The organism is Rhizobium sp. R339 (assembly GCF_002211395.1).
Classification (GTDB): Bacteria; Pseudomonadota; Alphaproteobacteria; order Rhizobiales; family Rhizobiaceae; genus Rhizobium.
This window is the reverse complement of sequence record NZ_LOKV01000023.1, coordinates 547,561-564,604: the sequence shown is the minus strand read 5'-3', so window position 1 is coordinate 564,604 and position 17,044 is coordinate 547,561. Positions and strand designations below refer to the sequence as shown.

Genomic DNA, 17,044 nt, shown 5'->3' with positions numbered 1-17,044 from the left:
GATTGGCGGAAGAGTGCTGCATTCTCATCATCGACGACAATATTGACGACCGCGAGGTCTATCGCCGCATATTGGGCCGGGTCACCAGCATCGCTTACACGGTGGTCGAGGCCGAGACGGGCGAAGAGGGCCGCGCGCTGAACAGCCGCAGACGGCCGAACTGCATACTGCTCGACTATTCGCTGCCGGGACGCGACGGGCTCGGCGTTCTTGCCGATATCCTCGAGGACGACCCTGCCGCCAACGTCATCGTGCTGACTGGCCAGGGCAGCGAAACCGTTGCTGTCGAGGTGATGAAGAGCGGCGCGCGCGACTATCTGACCAAGGATTCGCTTTCGCCCGAAACACTGCATCGCTGCATCCAGAACGCCATCATGCACGGCGTGCTGGAAGCGAAGCTGGAGCAGAAGCGGCAATCGCTGGAGATCTTCACGCGCGCCATGGCCCATGATCTGAAGGAGCCGCTCCGGACGATCAAATCCTTCAGCCGGATCCTGCACGGTTCTGCAGCCCTTCCCGCCGAAGACCGGGAACTGCTCGATTACGTACTGAGTGCCGCCGATCATATGGAGGACCTGATCGTCAAGGTCTCGGGCTTCACCAAGCTCGAGGCCTCCGGCGGGCCGGAGCTGAAGCCGGTGTCGCTGGCCGACGTGCTCGGCCAGGTGGAAGACAATCTGCGCCAGCAGATCGAAAGCCGCGGGGCCGCCATCATCCGCGGAGCGTTGCCGGAAGTCATGGGCGACGCGACTCTCCTGGTCCAGCTCTTGCAGAATCTGGTGTCGAACGCCATCCGCTATTGCGATCAGAAGGTTCCGGAGATCAGGATCTCGGGCGAACCGCAGGGCGACATCTGCCGCCTCACCGTGCATGACAACGGTCCAGGCATTGATCCGCAGCATCGCGAGCTGATCTTCCAGCCGTTCAAACGCCTCGTCGGCCGCGGCATCGAGGGCACCGGGCTCGGCCTTGCCATCTGCCGCCGCATCGCGCAACTGCATGGCGGCTCGATCTGGTGCGAGGCAGGAAACGGATCCGGCGCCACCTTCATCGTCGAGGTGCCGCTCGCCGCGGTGAAGCCTCAGGCGCCCGCCGTTTCGCCCGTGACGCACAATGCCAGGCTCGGCGAACATCTGGGCGAAGGTTCTGGCCGGCTCGCCGAGGTGCTGCTGGTGGAAGACAGCCCCGCCGACATCCAGCTTCTGAAGATCAAGCTGATGCGGCGCGAGAAGGTGAATTTCAACCTGCATGTCGCCACCAACGGGCGCGAGGCGATGCAGCTGCTCGAAGAACGCGCCGGCGTTGCCGATGTGCCGCAGATCGACCTGATGCTGCTCGACATCAACATGCCGATCATGGACGGTTTCGAGGTGCTGCATGCGCTTTCGGCCGATGCCCGCCTCAAGCAGATTCCCGTCTGCATCCTCAGCACGTCGAGCGACGAGACCGACATGCGGCGGGCCCGGGATCTCGGCGCACTCGCCTATATGGTCAAGCCACCGACCCGTCAGCAACTGGAAGAGGCACTCGAGGATGTGGAGCATCTGGAATTGCTGCAGCGCGGCGATTCGCTTGCGCTTTGTGCGGAACAAAACTAAGCGATGGTCATTGGCAACGGTATGACTGTCGCAGCTCTCATACTCGCGCTCCTGACGCCCATTCAATCAGGACTGCTCTCGATGGTATCAGGCATACATCACGTCACGGCCGTCACCCGGAAGGTGCAGGCGAACGTGGACTTTTATGCCGGCTTTCTCGGCATGCGGCTGGTCAAGCAGACCGCCGGCTACGAGGACGCGACGCAACTGCATCTCTTCTACGGCGATGCGGCGGGCACCTCGGGGTCGCTGTTGACCTTCCTCGCCTGGGAGGATGGGGCACCCGGGCGGGCCGGCTACGGCCAGATCAGTGAAGTCTCGCTGGCGATCGACCCCGCAAGCATCGGCTATTGGCTGACGCGCGCCATGAGCTTCGGCCTGCGCTCCGAGGGACCGGCCGAGGAATTCGGCGAGCCCGTCCTGCGGCTGAAAGATCCCGACAACATCATTCTCAAGCTCGCCGGCGCAAAGGGCCTTGCGTCGCAAGCCGTCTGGGATGGCGCCTCTATTCCGGTCGAGCACGCCATCCAGCGGGTGCGCGGCGCGACCATGCTGACCGAAAAGCCCGCCGAGAGCCGCAGCTTCCTCGAAACCCATTTCGGCTACCGCTTCCAGGCCAACCGCGGCACGATCGACAGGCTGGCCTCGCAATCCGGCGACATCATCGACGTGCGCGATGCGCGCGGCTTCTGGTCCGGTGCGCCGGGCACCGGCACAGTCGACCACGTCGCCTTCCGCGCTCCCGATGAGGAGACGCTGCTGTCCGTCCGCAAGGCATTGGAGACGACCGAGGCGTCGCCAACCAACATGCATGACCGCAAATATTTCCGCTCGCTCTATGCACGGGAACCGGGCGGCACGCTGATCGAGCTTGCGACGGACAAACCCGGCATGATCGTGGATGAAGAGCAGGCAGCGCTCGGGGAAAAGCTCTTCGCGCCGCCCGACGCCATCACCGATCTCGGCGACCTGAAGGTGGTGCTGCCGCAATTTTCGATGCCCGGCGAACCGCGCATCAACTACCGCGAGCTGCCCTTCGTCCATCGCTTCTATACGCCGCCGAATCCCGACGGCAGCGTCTTCGTGCTTCTGCACGGTTCCGGCGGCAACGAAACGACGCTGATGCCGCTCTTGAACAAGGCGGCGCCCCGCGCGACGCTGCTCGGCGTACGCGGGCGGGCAACGGAGGAAGGTTTTCCGCGCTGGTACAAGCGCCTCACCCCCTTCTCCTTCGACCAGAACGATATCAAGACTGAGGCTGAGGCTTTCGCGGCCTTCATCGAAGGCGCCGTCAAATCCTATGGGCTCGATCCGCAGAAGGTCGTCTATGTCGGCTATTCGAACGGCGCGAACCTTCTGAACTCGCTGCTCTATCTGCACCCGAACCTCATTCACAAGGCGGTGCTGCTGCGTTCCATGCCTGTTCTCAGCGACTATCCGCATGCCGATCTGAAGGGCACGGACCTGCTCGTCATCAGCGGAAAGACGGATGCCTACGGCAAATATGCGAGCGAGCTGGAAGGGCGGCTGAAAAGTTCGGGCGCCACCGTCGATTCCGACGTCATTCCCGGCGGCCACGACCTTGGCGATGCCGATGTGCCGATCATCCAGAAGTGGCTGCTGCAGAGAATGGGCGATGAACAGCCGCCGCTGGAACAGCAGGCGGTCAAGCCGAAGCCCGAGCTGTTCGGGCAACCATGATGCCGGCAAGCACGACAGCGCCGCCCACGGCCTGCATCGTGCCGATCGCCTCGCCGAGCAGCGCCCAGGCGAGGATCGCTGCGACGACCGGTTGCAGCAGCAGCGTCAGCGAGGAAAAGGCCGGCGGCAGATAGGCCAGCGCATAGGTGATCGCCACCTGCCCGCCGGCATGGCTGATGAAGGCAAGGCCAAAAACCATCGACCAGCCATAGACCGTCACCGGCACCATGTTCCCCTCGAAGAAGAAGGCGACCGGAAGGATGCAGACGGCGGCGGACGCCGTGCTCCACAGCATGATGCGCATCGTATCGAACCGGCTGCGCAGCCTGCCGAGCCCAAGGATGTAGCAGGCGTAGAAGAAGGCGGCGATCATCGCCAGGCCATCGCCGTGAAGGTCGCCATTGCCAAGCGCGGCCGGCCCGCCCTTCAGGATGACGACGCCGGCCAGTGCCGTGACAAGTCCAAGCACGAAGACGCGGCTGATCCGCGCCTTGAAAAAGAGGAAGGCGATGACGGTGACGAAAACCGGCGCGAGGTTGGCGAGCAGCGTCGCATTGGCGACCGATGTCATGGTGATCGAAAGGTGCCAGGCAGCGAGATCGAGCGACAGCACGACACCAGGAAGGACCAGCATGCCATAGTCGGAAAGGCTTTGCGGTTTCGGTCCCGCATTCTTCTTCATGAGCGAGACGATGAAGATCGGGATCAGCGCCAGTGCCACCCGCCAGAAGGCCGTGGCCATCGGTCCGACCTCGGACAGCCTGACGAAGATCGGCGAGCCGCCGATCGCCGCTCCGCCGAGAAGGAGCATCGCCAGCGGAAAACGATTGGAAGGCGAGGCTTCGGAAAGGGTGGAGGCAGCCTGCGACATGATCTCGATATTTTTGGCGCCCAACAGGAGGGCAGCGGGATATTGGCTGGCGACTGAGTACCAGAAACCGATCAGTGGCGACAGTCAAAGAGCGACATCAGAAATAGAAAATCAGGCCGGTTGTGGCTTCGTCGCAGTCGCCTTTAGCTTCCCGGCAATCTTGCTCGCAACGAAGAATGCATGCTCGGTGACCTGCGGCAATCCCATCAGCTCGCCGAAGGTGCCGCGCGCCAAGGGACCGGAGATCAGCAGCGACGGATCTGCCGCCCCGGTCGAGCCGATCGCCTCCGAACGCTCGGTGCAGGCAAGGCCGAGGCCGGTCGGATCGAGGCTCAGGTGGCCATTTGCGGCAAGGGCGGAAAGCCACGGCTGGGTTTCGAGAATGTCACCATGGGCCGGGCCGGTGGTCACGACGACGGCGTCATAGCTCCGCTCCAACGGCTGAGGCTGATGCCGCGGTTGCAGGGTGCAACGAATGAGCTCGCCCTCGATGCGCGCATCGGCGACCGATCCGGCGAGGATCTCGAGACGGCCCGCGGCAATCGCCGCGTCGAGCACGGCTTCGACCTGCGGCGCAATGCGGAAACGGTGCACATCCCAATAGGGGCGGAGATGACGGACGAGACGGCGTCGCTCGGCAATCGGCAGCGCCTGCCACAGATCATGCCCCTGCGCCCTCACCTGATCGATCACGCCGTGCCAGCTGATGCCCTCCCCTTTGGCGGCGTCGATGGCCGAGCGGATTGCCGCCAGCAGCGAAACGGCGGAATGCGCGGCGTGAGAGAGGAAATCGCCGAAGAGCTGCTGCGGCACCGGCGCGTGGCCGCGCGAACGCAGGCCGCGGCGCGAGATCGCGGTGATCGGCCCCGCATGCCCGCGCTGCGTCAGCGAGGCAATGACATCGGCCGCCGTCAGGCCGTTGCCGATGACGAGCACGCGGTCGTGCGGGCGGATCACCTCGAGTGCGCCCGGCCTAGTGGTATCGGCGATGAAGCGGGGATGGGCGCCAAGCCTGGCCGCAAGCCGGCCGGGCGCTGCCGGCGGCGGATGGCTGGTGGCGATCGCGACGATATCGGCCTCCGTCACGCCGCCTTTGTCATCCTGGATCGACCAGCGGCCGCCCCGGCGCTCGACGGCAGTCACCGCGGCGCGGCAATGACGCACGGTGCCATCGTCGAGCAGCGGCTTCAGCATGGAAGCGACATATTCGCCGAAGAGCCGGCGCCGCGGGAAAAGCATGCCATCCGGCTGTTTCGCCTCGGGATCGTCGGCGACGGCATCCCGCGCTTCGATCCAGGCCTGGAATTCGCCGATGTCGGCGGGCTGCAGGCTCATCTTGGCGGCCGGAACATTGATGCGGTGGGCCGGATCGGTCGTGTCATAGGCCAGGCCGCGGCCAAGTTCGGCGCGCGGTTCGAAGACGACGATGACAGGACGTTCGCGGCAATTTGCCTTGGCGAGATGGTAGGCAACGCCTGCGCCGGAAACGCCGCCGCCGATGATGGCGACGACAGGCCGTTGAGACTTCAGGAGTGGATTGAACTGCATGGTGGCCGGATCATCGCTTTCGATGCCCGAGCATAGAAGCCGGACATTGGCCGCGCAATCCTCCGCCGGCGGTTGTCTATAATAATTATGGATTATGTCCGACCCGATATCGTCGTCGAAAAATCGGCATTGCCGCGGATCGTATTGCTGACCGTGCAGATCTCTTCTTCGGCTGCACGGACGATTTTCTCGCGCATTTCCTCGTCGATATCGCCCTTGATCGAGAAGGCAATGTTGAACTTCGCAACGCGCGAAAGACCTTCCGTCGCCTTCTCGCCGGTAACGTCGACTGTGATCTCGGTGATCCTGTCCAAAACGCCCATCTGGCTGGCGGCGATGCGTGCGCTGAGCACGAGGCAGGCCGAAAGCGAGGCATAGAGCAGATCGAGCGGGCTGAAGCCCGGCTGCGACGGCGCGGTGACGATATCGATCTCACCCTTGGTGGTGGACGTGACATGCGGAAAACCCATGCGGCCGAGAACGGCGGTGGCGCCGGTCGGACGCGGACGAGCCTTGAGATCTGCCATGATGAAATCCTCTGACAACAGCCTTTCAGACAAAGCGTTCCGCCCTCTGCCCCTTACGGGGGCCGGCAGCGCTCGGCAACGGAACCTTTCCATCCCGCATCAGTTGATTACACCTGAACGAAATCAGTGACAAAGGTGGATTGCGATGCCTGATGTCCGCAGCATGGACCGCCAGGGCCGACGGATGGACGCTCGCGATCGGCTGATCGTCGCGCTCTATGCCCAGCTGAAGGCGGAGCGGGAAACACGCGAAACCCTGGAATGGGCAATCCGCAACGGCGCCATATCTCAAGAGGTGCTGGAGGCGATTGCGGCCGACCCCGTCCCCGTCGTTACCAGCGAGGATATTGCTTCCCTGGAGAAGATCATCGCGCTCGACGAAAGGCGCAAACCAAATCGGAACTAGAGAGCATGATGCTCCATGACGAGAGGAGATCCGAAATGGCCGATATCACCTATCAGGTCGTGCCGCACGACAATGGCTGGGCCTATAAGCTCGGGGACACGCTTTCTGAAACCTATGCCACTGCCGATGAAGCGATTATCCGCGCCAAGGACGCCGCATCGCGTCAGAAAATCGGTGACGGCGATGCGCTGCTCGCCTATCCCTCACCCGATGGCGGCTGGGCATTCCAGGAACTCGAAACCGACAAGAGCAACAGTCGGCTCTGAATGCGACGGAGGAGGGAATGGCCGCTCGGGCAAGCTGGAAAGGTTATCTGAAAGTCGGCGACCTCGCCTGCGCCGTTGGGCTTTACACCGCCATCTCCTCTTCCGACCGCGTCTCCTTCAACCTCATCAACCGCAGGACCGGTCACCGGGTCGAACGGCAGTTCGTCGATAGCGAGACGGGCAAGCCGGTCGGACGCGACGACCAGGTGAAGGGCTACCAGATGGAGAATGGCGATTACATCGTCATCGAAGGCGACGAGATCGCCGAAATCATGCCGCAAAGCGACAAGGTGCTGGATGTCAAGGCTTTCATCGGCTGTGACGCCGTCGACAAGCTTTACTTCGACCGCCCCTACTACCTCGCGCCCGCCGACCCCCATGATGAAGAAGCACTGGCGCTGATCGGCCGGGGCATGCGCGACGGCAAGGTCGTGGCGCTCGCCGAAGCCGTGCTTTTCCGGCGCAACCGGACGCTGCTGATCCGTCCCCATGACGACTATATCGTCGCGACGATGCTGAATTTCGATTACGAAGTTCGTTCGGCCGACAGCGTCTTCAAGGATATCCCCGACATCAAGTTCGATAAGGAAATGCTCGAGCTCGCCGGCCATATCATCGAGACCAAGCACGGCAGCTTCGATCCGAGCAAATATGAGGATCGCTACGAGCACGCGCTCGTCGAGCTGGTGAAAGCGAAGATCGAAGGCCGTGCACCGCCGAAGAAGAAAGCGCCTAGGGAAAGCAAGGTCGTCGACCTGATGGAGGCGCTGCGCCAGAGCGCAAAGATGAGCGGCAAGCCGCCTGCGAAGAAGAAGGCGCCGGCGCGCAGCGACAGCGGCAGGAAAAAGGCAAGCTGAGATGGCTCTCGAAACCTATCAGGCGAAGCGCAATTTCAAGCTCACGCCGGAGCCGCGCGGCCGAAAGGCGCGCACGAGCGGCAACAGTTTCGTCATCCAGAAGCACGATGCGACCCGGCTGCACTACGATTTCCGGCTGGAGATGGACGGCGTGCTGAAGAGCTGGGCGGTAGCGAAAGGGCCGAGCCTCAATCCCGAAGACAAGCGGCTGGCCGTGCATGTCGAGGATCACCCGCTCTCCTACGGCGATTTCGAGGGCATCATCCCGAAAGGGCAATATGGCGGCGGCACTGTCATCGTCTGGGATCGCGGTACCTGGACGCCGCATGGCGATGCCCGCAAGGCCTATCAGAAGGGCCATATGGAATTCGAACTCGACGGCGAGAAGCTGAAAGGCCGCTGGCATCTTGTGCGCATGCACGGCCGGCCCGGCGAAAAACGCGAAAACTGGCTGCTGATCAAGGGGGACGACGCAGAGGCGCGCCACGATGGCGGCCGGCAACTCGAAGAGGTGGCGGAAAACCCGGACGCGACCTGGAATTCCAAGTCGAAGGACGGCAAGGCGGTCGCCGCCAAAAAGCCGGCGCGAAAAGCCAAAGCCCCGGCACCCGAGCAACGCGACTGGCCGAAGGGGGCGCGAAAGGCAATTTTGCCCGATTTCATCGAGCCGGCGCTCGCCAAGCTGAAGCCGAAGCCGCCGGCCGGCGACCGCTGGATCCATGAGATCAAATTCGACGGCTACCGCCTGCAGGTCAGGATCGAGGATGGCGATGTCAGGATGCTCACCCGCAGCGGGCTCGACTGGACGAAGAAATTCGGCAAGGACGTGCTGGATGCCTTTGCCGCGCTGCCGGTGCAATCGGCGATGATCGATGGCGAGATCGTCGTGGAGCGCGATATCGGCGCTTCGGACTTCTCGGCGCTGCAGCACGATCTCAGCGAAGGCCGCTACGATCGCTTCGTCTTCTATGCCTTCGATCTTCTCTATATCGATGGCCACAGTCTTTTGAACGCGACGCTCATCGATCGCAAGCGCCTGCTCGAAACCCTGCTCTCCGGCGATGGCGACAAACTGCGCTACAGTGCGCATTTCAACGAAAGCGGCGGCTTGGTGCTCGACCATGCCTGCCGGCTCAGCCTGGAGGGCGTGATCTCCAAGCAGCGTGACAGCAAATACACGTCGGGACGCAAGGGCGAGTGGATCAAATCGAAATGTTCGCACCGCCAGGAATTCGTCATCGGCGGCTATGTGCCCTCGACGGCGATGAAGAACGCGATCGGCTCGCTGGCCATGGGCTATTATGAGAACGGCGAGCTCAAGCATGTCGGCCGGGTCGGCACCGGATATACGGCGGCAACGGCACAGATGCTCTATGAAAGACTGTCGCAGCTTCAGCAAAATGAAAAATCATTCGACGACAAGCTGACGGCCGAGGAGCGGCGCGGGCTGATCTATGTGAAGCCGCAGCTGGTCGGCGAGGTGGAATTCCGCGCCTGGTCGGCCGACGGGAATCTGCGCCATGCCGCCTTTCGCGGCCTGCGCGAAGACAAGCCGGCGAAGGGCGTGACGCGCGAGACGGAAAAGACGACAACACGCGAGCTGCCGAAATCAGCCGTGACGCTCACCCATCCCGACCGCATCTACTGGCCGGACGAGGGCGTGACCAAGGAAGGGCTGGCGAATTATTACGCCCAGGTGTGGCGCTTCATGGCCCCCTATGTCGTCAACCGGCCGCTGGCGCTGCTGCGCCTGCCCGACGGCATCAACGGCCGCCAGCGGTTTTTCCAGAAACATGCCTGGAAGGGCATGAACCAGCATATCGGCGAGATCATCGATCCGAAGGACAAGCAGGGAGAAAAGCTGCTGCGCATCACCGATTTCAACGGCATCGTCGCCCTGGTGCAATCGGCCGTGCTCGAAATCCATCCTTGGGGTGCGACGACGGACAATTGGGAAAAACCCGACATGATCACCATGGACCTCGACCCCGGCGAGGACGTGGAATGGGAGGATGTGATCGTGGCCGCTTACGAACTGAAGGAGCGGCTGGAGGCCGAAGGTCTCGCGGCCTTCGTCAAGACATCGGGCGGCAAAGGCCTGCATGTCGTGACGCCGCTTGCGCCGAAGGCCGGCTGGGTGGAGGTGAAGGCGTTCGCCAAATGGCTTGCCGACAACATGTCATCCGACGATCCCGGATATCTCGCAACGGCGACCAAGGCCAAGCGCAAGGGCAGGATCTTCATCGATTATCTCCGCAACGGCCGCGGCAATACGGCGGTCGCGCCCTATTCGACGCGAGCGAGACCCGGCGCCGCGGTCTCAATGCCGCTGGAATGGAGCGAGCTCGGCGCCGACATCGGGCCCGCCTATTTCACCGTTGATAACACGCCGACGCGGCTCGATGCATTGCCGAAAGACCCCTGGGACGGGTTCTTCGCGGCGGCCAAACCTTTGGAAAAGAAGAAGCGATAGGGAGCTACTTCGGCTTCCGGCCGCCTTCCGCGGCCAGGCTCTTTTTCAGCGCATCCATGATATTGATGACATTGCCGGTCGATTTCACCGGCGCCGGCTTTTTGGCGGGTGCGGCCTTCTTCAGGCTCTTCTGCTTGCCGCGGATCATCGATTTCAGCCGTTTTTGGATCGGATCCTGCACCATAGCCGGGCTCCAATCCTTGGTCTCTTCCTTCACCAGCTGCTTCATCAAAGCCAGCAGCTTGCTGTCGATCTTGGCCCCGCCGTCAAGCTCGGCCACCGGCTCGCGCACCTCCTCGCCGTACCGCAGGGTCCAGAGAATGATGCCTTTGCCCTGAGGCTCCAGGAGCACGGCCCGCTCACGCCGATAGAGAACCAGCCGGGCGATGCCGACGACGTCGTTCGCCTTCATCGCCTCGCGGATGACGCAGAAGGCTTCGACGCCAACCTTGTCCTCGGGCGCCAGAAAATGCGGTTTGTCGTACCAGATCCAATCGATCGAGCCGCGCGGCACGAAGCTGTCGATATCGATGGTGCGGGTGCTTTCGAGCCCAACCTCCTCGATCTCCTCGTCCTCCAGAAGAACATAATCGTCCTCGCCGCGCGGATAGCCCTTCACCTGGTCCCGCTCGGCCACCGGCTTGTGCGTGACGCTGTCGACATAGCGGCTTTCGACGCGGTTCTTCGTCTGGCGATTGAGAACATGGAAACGCACCTTGTTGCTCTCCGTCGTCGCCGGCGTCAGCGAGACGGCGGCGGTGACGAGCGAAAGCTTGAGGTAGCCTCTCCAGAATGTCTGACGTGCCATGTGTTCCCACCTGCCGCACACCTGTGGACATGGCAGTGAACGGTGGACCTGCGTTTTGGTTCCGAGAATGCGGAATTCGCGGATCAGATGGTATCGTTCACGGCCGCTGCAAACCGCGCTTCAGTGCCGCAGGCCGAGTGCCGAGCCATTCCTCCCTTGTCACGCCCGCTATCCTACTCAATAATGTGGCCCAAAGATTTTCAGGACATGGTACGCTGAATGTTGAGGCTTCTCGCCAAAATAGCCGTCGTTTTCGTCTTCAATTTCGTTCTGGTTATCGGCACTGCCGACCTGTCTTTCGGGCAAGAATGCCCCGAACCCGCAATAGCGACGACGGCATCGGCCCAGCCGAAACCTTCGACCAGGAGATATAATCGAGCCCTTCCAAGCTATCGCGACAGATCGTCCCGATATGACTTGGCTCTTGTCGGGGATTCTCTTGTCGAGCTCTGGCAGCCGTGGGTCAAGAACAGCTTCCCCACGCGCCGTCCGATGAATCTCGGTGTTGCCGGCGACACCACGCAAAATGCGCTTTATCGGCTCGACAACCTAAATCTTCCAGATTTTCATCCGGCCGATGTCGTCATCCTCGTCGGCACCAACAATCTGGGTCCGAAGACAAATCCCTGTTCCGTCGTGGCGGGAGTTACGGCGGTCGTCGAAAAAGTCCGGTCTCTGTGGCCGAGCGCCCATATTTATTCCTTGTCCATACCGCCTCGCGGCAAACAGTACGCTTCTTATGAGGACATACGCGTTTCAGCCAACAAGCTCATCGCATCTTCACTAGCCGAATTGCCGGGTGTCACTTTTATTCAAATGCACGATGATATGTTGCGGTGCGGCAAGCCAAGCGATAAAGAGTGTTCCAACTACAAGCCCGACCATCTTCATTTCGAGGAAGGGGCATACAATCTGATCGGGAGCTTCCTTGCCGCAGCGGGTCTGCGGCTCTGATCTTTGTCCCCCGGGGACAGCAAAAGTAAGCGGAGTGTCATGAGCACCTCATTCGACAGCTACCAGCCGATCGGCCTGCAAAGACACAAGCCCAGGGCTCGGGCGCAATACCGCATCAAGCGCGAAACCGCTGTTCGGATCGTCCTCACGGCAATATTTTACATCACGCTGTGGCGGGCAACCGGCATGTGGTATGGGCTGCCGGCCGACTTCCAGGAGGGTGCCGGCAAAGATCCGATGCCGATGCGACTGTTGCTGATGTCGCTCGTTCCCCTCATCGGGCTCTACTGCCTGCTGGAGCCCAAGCGAGTCGTCGAACTGATACGCAATGCCTCGCCGCTCGTTGGTATAATCTGCTTATGCTGCTTTCTGTCGATTGTATTTTCCGTCAGCCCTGGCTCTTCATTCCGTGCTTTCGTAGCCGTAGCGCTGCTGTCAGCCGGCCCAATTCTTTACAGAGCCCGTTACGGAGCGGTCGAAACGTTTGAAAGTCTTGCAAAGTTTGCGATTGCGACGGCATTCATAAATATTCTTTACACAGCAGCCTTTCCTCAATTCGCCGTCATGAGAGGCAGTTATGCCGGGATGGTGAAAGGGGCATTCTATCACAAAAATATGCTCGGCCAGTTTTCGGCAACGAACTTCATATTGCTGCTTCCAGTCTTTTCGACACGCCGACTGCGCTACTATGACCTACTGAGATGGACGGCAATGCTGCTCTACCTCGTGCTCATCGTGCTGGCGAAGTCGTCAACTGCCGTCATTCTGCTTTCGATCGGAATAGCGGTGTTCTACGGGATGCGTTTCATCCAGCGCTTTCCCGGTCGCATCCTGCGATCCTTCATCGTTCTTCTAGCCTTCGCCTTGCTGGGCTTTGTTGTCTCCATCGCTTTGATGGGTGTGGCGCAGGCGGTTGCGGAGTCGTTCGGGAAAGATCTAACGCTCAGCGGACGTACGAATGTTTGGGAACAATTGCTGCCTCTGATCTTCGAGCGGCCGCTTTCGGGCTGGGGATTTGCCTTGTTCCGACAGCCGGAAATCATGGAGCAATATGTCCGTCTTACCTGGGACGCTCAGTCCACGCATAATACCTACATCGAACTCGCGCTGAATATGGGCATACCTGCCACTGTGATCTGGACCTCGTTCGTCGTGGTGCGACTGGTGACGAAAATGACCTCGTCGCCCTTGAATCAAGCCCTCGCCATCACGAAGAGAAAGGAGGTCGTTATAATCCTTCTGATCTTGATCGGCGCGTTCACCGAAGCTGGAATGATGCTCGCCCCCTTCATCTTGTGGCCTCATACCGTGATCGCGCTTGTGGGCCTGGGCCCGGAATTCCTGTCCCGCTTCCGCAAACCGACCCAGGCCGGCGAACAACATGCATCAGGTTAAGAATATGAGTTCAGGCAATCGTAGACTTGTTGGCCTCGACGGGATTCGTGGCTTGGCGGCTATCTGTGTGGCGGTCCATCATACAGAAGGATTTGTCGGTTTCGATGCGGCGCCTGCTGCCTATCTCGCCGTCGACCTGTTCTTTTGTCTCAGCGGGTTTGTGATTGGTCATGCCTATGAAAGGAAACTGATCCAGGAATCGTCGCTGTCTGCCAATGATTTTGCTCTCAAACGATTGATCCGCTTATATCCACTTTATCTGCTTGGCCTGGTGCTGGGCGTATTAGCTTACGCAGGCATGTCGCTCAGCAGAAATCAGCAGATCGACCCCGTACTGTTCGCTGCCTCTCTGACCGCCTCGATGTTCTTCTTGCCGGCGATTGGCGGAACGTCACTGAAGGCCCCGAACCTCTTTCCTTTCAACGGTCCGTCATGGTCCCTCTTCCTGGAAATTGTGATCAACCTGGCTTACGGTTATGCGGCCAGATTGCTCTCCAGCGGTGTGCTCATCCTTATCCTCATTGCGTCATGGATCTGGTTGGCGGCGCAGACGCTGAGCCATGGAAGCGCCGATCTGATCCCGCTCGACGGCGCTTTGCTCTCCGGATTTCCGCGCGTTCTCTTTTCCTTCACCATTGGCATCTTGATGTACCGCTATCGGCAGCGGCTTTCGCCGGGTTCTGGTTTCGGAAAGGCAATCGCGCTGGCGACGATCGTTATTGCAACCGCTTCTCTCATCTTTCAGACACCAGCGGCCTTCATCGGCATCAAAGACCTGATTGTTATCTCCGTTTTATTTCCTGTTGCGGTGCTTGTTCTTTACGCATCCAACTTCGACGGGATATTGCGGCAGCCACTTCTCATTGCCGGAGAGGCATCCTATGCGCTCTACGCCATTCACGTGCCGCTGATCGGGCTGATGCTCGGCGCCTGGAAGGCAGCCGGAATGGGACAACCACCGGCTTGGGCAATTTTTGCCATTGTTCTTCCGCTTATCGTCCTTCTGGCAATCGTCGTTACCCGGCTCTACGACGAGCCGGTGCGAAAGGCGATCAGCGGCAAAAATACAATCGGACTCCGGTGGCTCAAGTGGCGCCGATCCTGAACTTTGGCGCAATGCCCAGCGCGGCAGCCCGCACGACCGCCGCTTAAATCGAGAGATACCTCTTCTGCCAGGGCAGCATATGCTCCTGCCATGCGCGCGGCGTGAATTCGTCGTAGGCGGTCTCCGCGATCGCCAGCATCCAGTTCTGGCCTTTGCGGGCGAGCAAGACGCATGACAATTCCATGCCGGGTTCGGGAGCAATGGAAGGCCGATTGGCGCCGGGGATATCTATCCCCTTGTCGCGCCACTGGATGCGGATCTCGTCCGGCTCGGATGTCCATTCGCCGGAGGCGACGGAGGCTTTTCCGTCGTCGGGCCGGAAGCGAAGCGGCGGCGGCGTGACATTCAGAAAGCTGCCGTCATTGGCATAATTGCCTTCGACTTCGCCGGCTGTCTCTTTGCCGGGTCCTTTCAGGACAATATCCTGCTTGCAGCGCAGGAATATGTTGCGCCGGAAGCTCCCGGACCATGCGCGGTTGGCGAAGAAGGCGATGTCGCATCCGCTGATCACGTTGTCGTGGATGTCGATATCTTTGCGGAATGCGAGCTCCTGGTCGGAAAAACCGCTCAGGGCCACGCCGCGATTGTTGTTCTCGATCCAGTTGTCATAAACGTGGTGGCCGGCATGGTCGGCCTTGTCGCCGATGCCGTAGCCGAAGGAATAGTCGTTCATCCTGCCATCGCGCATAATGTTGCTGCGCACGACGGCATCATCGCCGATCGACGAAAAGGAGAAATTCTTGCCGCCGATGAAATTGTATTCGACGCGGTATTTTCGGGTTCTATCACAAACCAGGGCGCCCTTGTTCGAAGCGCTGTCGGGCGACTGCAGGAAGAGATTGCCGCGGATCACGACGTCGGAACTGATATTGGTGTCGCTGTTCTGATAGGCGAACTGGCAGCAGTCGGCACCTTGCCCGGTGGCTGCTCCGATGCGGTTGTTTTCCAGCAGCACGTCCACCGTCTTCGTCAGGTAGATGCCGTCGCCCTTCACATTCTGGGTTTCGCAGCGCCTGATGACGAGATTTCTGCCGTTGTGAAATTTGAAGCCGCGCGGGGAATTCTTGACGATGACGTCCTCAATCACCGTATCGGAAAACACCTGGTAGGCGACACCGATATCCTCAGCGCCGTCTATGACCTGCCCTTGCGTGCGGGCGCCGTGAACTTTCTTTCGAGAGATGGCGGGCATCGGGTCTCCAATCGGCAGGATCATCGCTCAGCGAATTAAGGAAGCGCATATGGCAGGAGTTTGACGGTTTGCTCCCGGTCCGATGCGCAGGCAATATGAAAACCTTCGCGACGGCAGCTCTTGCTGCCTGCGTGAACTTTCGCCACAATCCATACTGCAATTCATGGGCTGTCCCAACCTCGGCTTGGCTCACGGCATAATATTGTTAAGTTAGAAATGATTGCGGATTGAAGGCGGCGGAAATCGGTCCGCCAGTCTGAAGACTTCAAAATCTCGAACCGGTTTTGCGGCGGGGACGCGACATGACCTTCGTGGAGTCGCAAGGGGATCGAAAATACCGGACCAGCAAGCGGGTGGGCGAGCTCGTGGAATGCTCGTCGCTGCAGGTCGAACTCCGGCGTTTCGATCCGGGCTGGCAGTTGGACCTTACCCTCGAATGTACTGAGATAGCGGTGCTGCTTTCAGGCCAATCGAAAATCAGGTGGACGGGGGACGGTCACCGGCGGGAGGCGATCGCCCGCCCCGGCGTCGCGTGGGTATGTCCTGCAGGTGTCCATGAGAGCGGCGTGGAGGTGGTCGGCACGATGCCGGAATCCCTGCATATCTTCCTGCCGCCCTCGCTCGTCGGGCAGACCGCGCTTTCGAATTTCGACATCGACCCGGCAAGGGTGGAGCTCGCTTATGCGGGCGGTGTGCCCGATCCCATGGTGCTGCAGATCGGCCAGCTCTTTCGCGGCTTGCTCAATCGCACCCTGGAGCCGACGGATCGGCTCTTCCTCGATGGGCTGCAGCTGACGCTGGCGGCGCACCTGTTCGGCACCTATTCGTCCGGTCGATGGCAGGACGCCGCCCGGCCGCCGACCATCGGCCCCAAAAGGCTGCAGCGCGTCTTCGATTTCATCGAAGCCCGTATCGCTGCGGAAATTTCGCTGGACGACCTTGCTGCCGAAGCCTGCCTCAGCCCCTTTCATTTTGCCCGGATGTTTCGCAAGGCCACCGGCATGGCCCCGCATCGCTACGTCACGGAGCGGCGGATCGAAGCGGCCAAGGAGAAGCTGCGGCTCGGGCGATCCTCGCTCGTGGAGATCGCGCTCGACACCGGCTTCGGTTCGCAGGCGAATTTCACGCGCGTCTTCCGCAAGATGACCGCCCTGACGCCCGGCCAGTACCGCGCCCTCCTCAGGGGCCAATAGCGCCCACCGTCGCGAGTTGCCAGCCATATGCGCGCGGAACAGCGCAAGATCTGCAAACAGCGCCGCAAGAACTGAAAATACTGCGCCGCCTTTGCGCCCTACACCTGTCTCGTCGAACGGGAATTTTAGCCCGAACGAAAAGAGGAGACG

Annotated in this window: 15 protein-coding genes; 10 read left to right on the top strand and 5 right to left on the bottom strand. The window is 60.8% G+C overall.

The window, feature by feature from the left end; genetic code table 11:
• Window positions 1-2 precede the first annotated feature (2 nt).
• Both ATY76_RS22050 and ATY76_RS22045 read left to right on the top strand, forming a co-directional pair.
• Complete coding sequence (locus tag ATY76_RS22050; RefSeq protein WP_088676811.1) at window positions 3-1,598, top strand: response regulator; 1,596 nt, start codon at window positions 3-5, stop codon at window positions 1,596-1,598.
• 21 nt (window positions 1,599-1,619) lie between these two features.
• The gene (locus tag ATY76_RS22045; RefSeq protein WP_190233708.1) at window positions 1,620-3,299 is read left to right on the top strand and encodes a VOC family protein; all 1,680 of its coding nucleotides are present in this window, start codon (window positions 1,620-1,622) and stop codon (window positions 3,297-3,299) included.
• Here ATY76_RS22045 and ATY76_RS22040 read toward each other — a convergent pair.
• From ATY76_RS22040 to ATY76_RS22030, 3 genes are all read right to left on the bottom strand, one after another.
• A complete protein-coding gene (locus tag ATY76_RS22040) occupies window positions 3,265-4,170 on the bottom strand; it encodes a DMT family transporter (RefSeq protein ID WP_088676985.1) in 906 nt (301 codons plus the stop codon). The genes ATY76_RS22045 and ATY76_RS22040 overlap by 35 nt on opposite strands.
• Before the next feature lie 111 nt (window positions 4,171-4,281).
• Window positions 4,282-5,718, bottom strand: coding sequence for an FAD/NAD(P)-binding protein (locus ATY76_RS22035; protein WP_088676810.1), 1,437 nt, complete (start codon window positions 5,716-5,718; stop codon window positions 4,282-4,284).
• A 92-nt stretch (window positions 5,719-5,810) separates the two neighbouring features.
• Window positions 5,811-6,245, bottom strand: coding sequence for an OsmC family protein (locus ATY76_RS22030; protein WP_088676983.1), 435 nt, complete (start codon window positions 6,243-6,245; stop codon window positions 5,811-5,813).
• Window positions 6,246-6,390: 145 nt separating this feature from the next.
• On the opposite strand from ATY76_RS22030, the gene ATY76_RS22025 reads away from it, so the two are divergent.
• Genes ATY76_RS22025 through ligD form a run of 4 tightly spaced genes read left to right on the top strand, consistent with a single transcriptional unit; the run spans window position 6,391 to window position 10,247 of the window.
• Entirely contained in the window at window positions 6,391-6,651 is a 261-nt protein-coding gene (locus ATY76_RS22025) for a hypothetical protein (protein WP_088676809.1), read from the top strand.
• A gap of 35 nt (window positions 6,652-6,686) precedes the next feature.
• The gene (locus ATY76_RS22020; protein ID WP_088676808.1) at window positions 6,687-6,917 is read left to right on the top strand and encodes a DUF2188 domain-containing protein; all 231 of its coding nucleotides are present in this window, start codon (window positions 6,687-6,689) and stop codon (window positions 6,915-6,917) included.
• A 17-nt stretch (window positions 6,918-6,934) separates the two neighbouring features.
• A complete protein-coding gene (locus ATY76_RS22015; RefSeq protein WP_088676807.1) occupies window positions 6,935-7,774 on the top strand; it encodes a Ku protein in 840 nt (279 codons plus the stop codon).
• Between the two features lies 1 nt (window position 7,775).
• Window positions 7,776-10,247 (top strand): DNA ligase D, encoded by a 2,472-nt coding sequence (gene ligD, locus ATY76_RS22010; RefSeq protein ID WP_088676806.1) that lies wholly within the window; start codon window positions 7,776-7,778, stop codon window positions 10,245-10,247.
• Window positions 10,248-10,251: 4 nt separating this feature from the next.
• Here ligD and ATY76_RS22005 read toward each other — a convergent pair whose 3' ends face one another.
• Window positions 10,252-11,055, bottom strand: coding sequence for a Ku protein (locus tag ATY76_RS22005; RefSeq protein WP_088676805.1), 804 nt, complete (start codon window positions 11,053-11,055; stop codon window positions 10,252-10,254).
• Between the two features lie 219 nt (window positions 11,056-11,274).
• Here ATY76_RS22005 and ATY76_RS22000 point away from each other — a divergent pair, with 219 nt between their 5' ends.
• From ATY76_RS22000 to ATY76_RS21990, 3 genes are read left to right on the top strand one after another with little or no spacing between them, the layout of a single operon-like run.
• On the top strand, window positions 11,275-12,009 hold the full coding sequence (locus ATY76_RS22000) for a GDSL-type esterase/lipase family protein (RefSeq protein WP_088676804.1): 735 nt from the start codon (window positions 11,275-11,277) through the stop codon (window positions 12,007-12,009).
• Between the two features lie 39 nt (window positions 12,010-12,048).
• The gene (locus tag ATY76_RS21995) at window positions 12,049-13,404 is read left to right on the top strand and encodes an O-antigen ligase family protein (RefSeq protein ID WP_088676803.1); all 1,356 of its coding nucleotides are present in this window, start codon (window positions 12,049-12,051) and stop codon (window positions 13,402-13,404) included.
• Window positions 13,391-14,509 (top strand): acyltransferase, encoded by a 1,119-nt coding sequence (locus ATY76_RS21990; protein WP_088676802.1) that lies wholly within the window; start codon window positions 13,391-13,393, stop codon window positions 14,507-14,509. Before ATY76_RS21995 ends, ATY76_RS21990 begins: the two co-directional genes overlap by 14 nt.
• A gap of 43 nt (window positions 14,510-14,552) precedes the next feature.
• On the opposite strand, the gene ATY76_RS21985 is transcribed toward ATY76_RS21990, so the two are convergent.
• Window positions 14,553-15,701 (bottom strand): NosD domain-containing protein, encoded by a 1,149-nt coding sequence (locus ATY76_RS21985; protein ID WP_088676801.1) that lies wholly within the window; start codon window positions 15,699-15,701, stop codon window positions 14,553-14,555.
• 302 nt (window positions 15,702-16,003) lie between these two features.
• Between ATY76_RS21985 and ATY76_RS21980 the strand changes: the two genes are divergently transcribed.
• Window positions 16,004-16,894, top strand: a complete 891-nt coding sequence (locus ATY76_RS21980) for an AraC family transcriptional regulator (RefSeq protein WP_088676800.1) — start codon at window positions 16,004-16,006, stop codon at window positions 16,892-16,894.
• Window positions 16,895-17,044 lie beyond the last annotated feature (150 nt).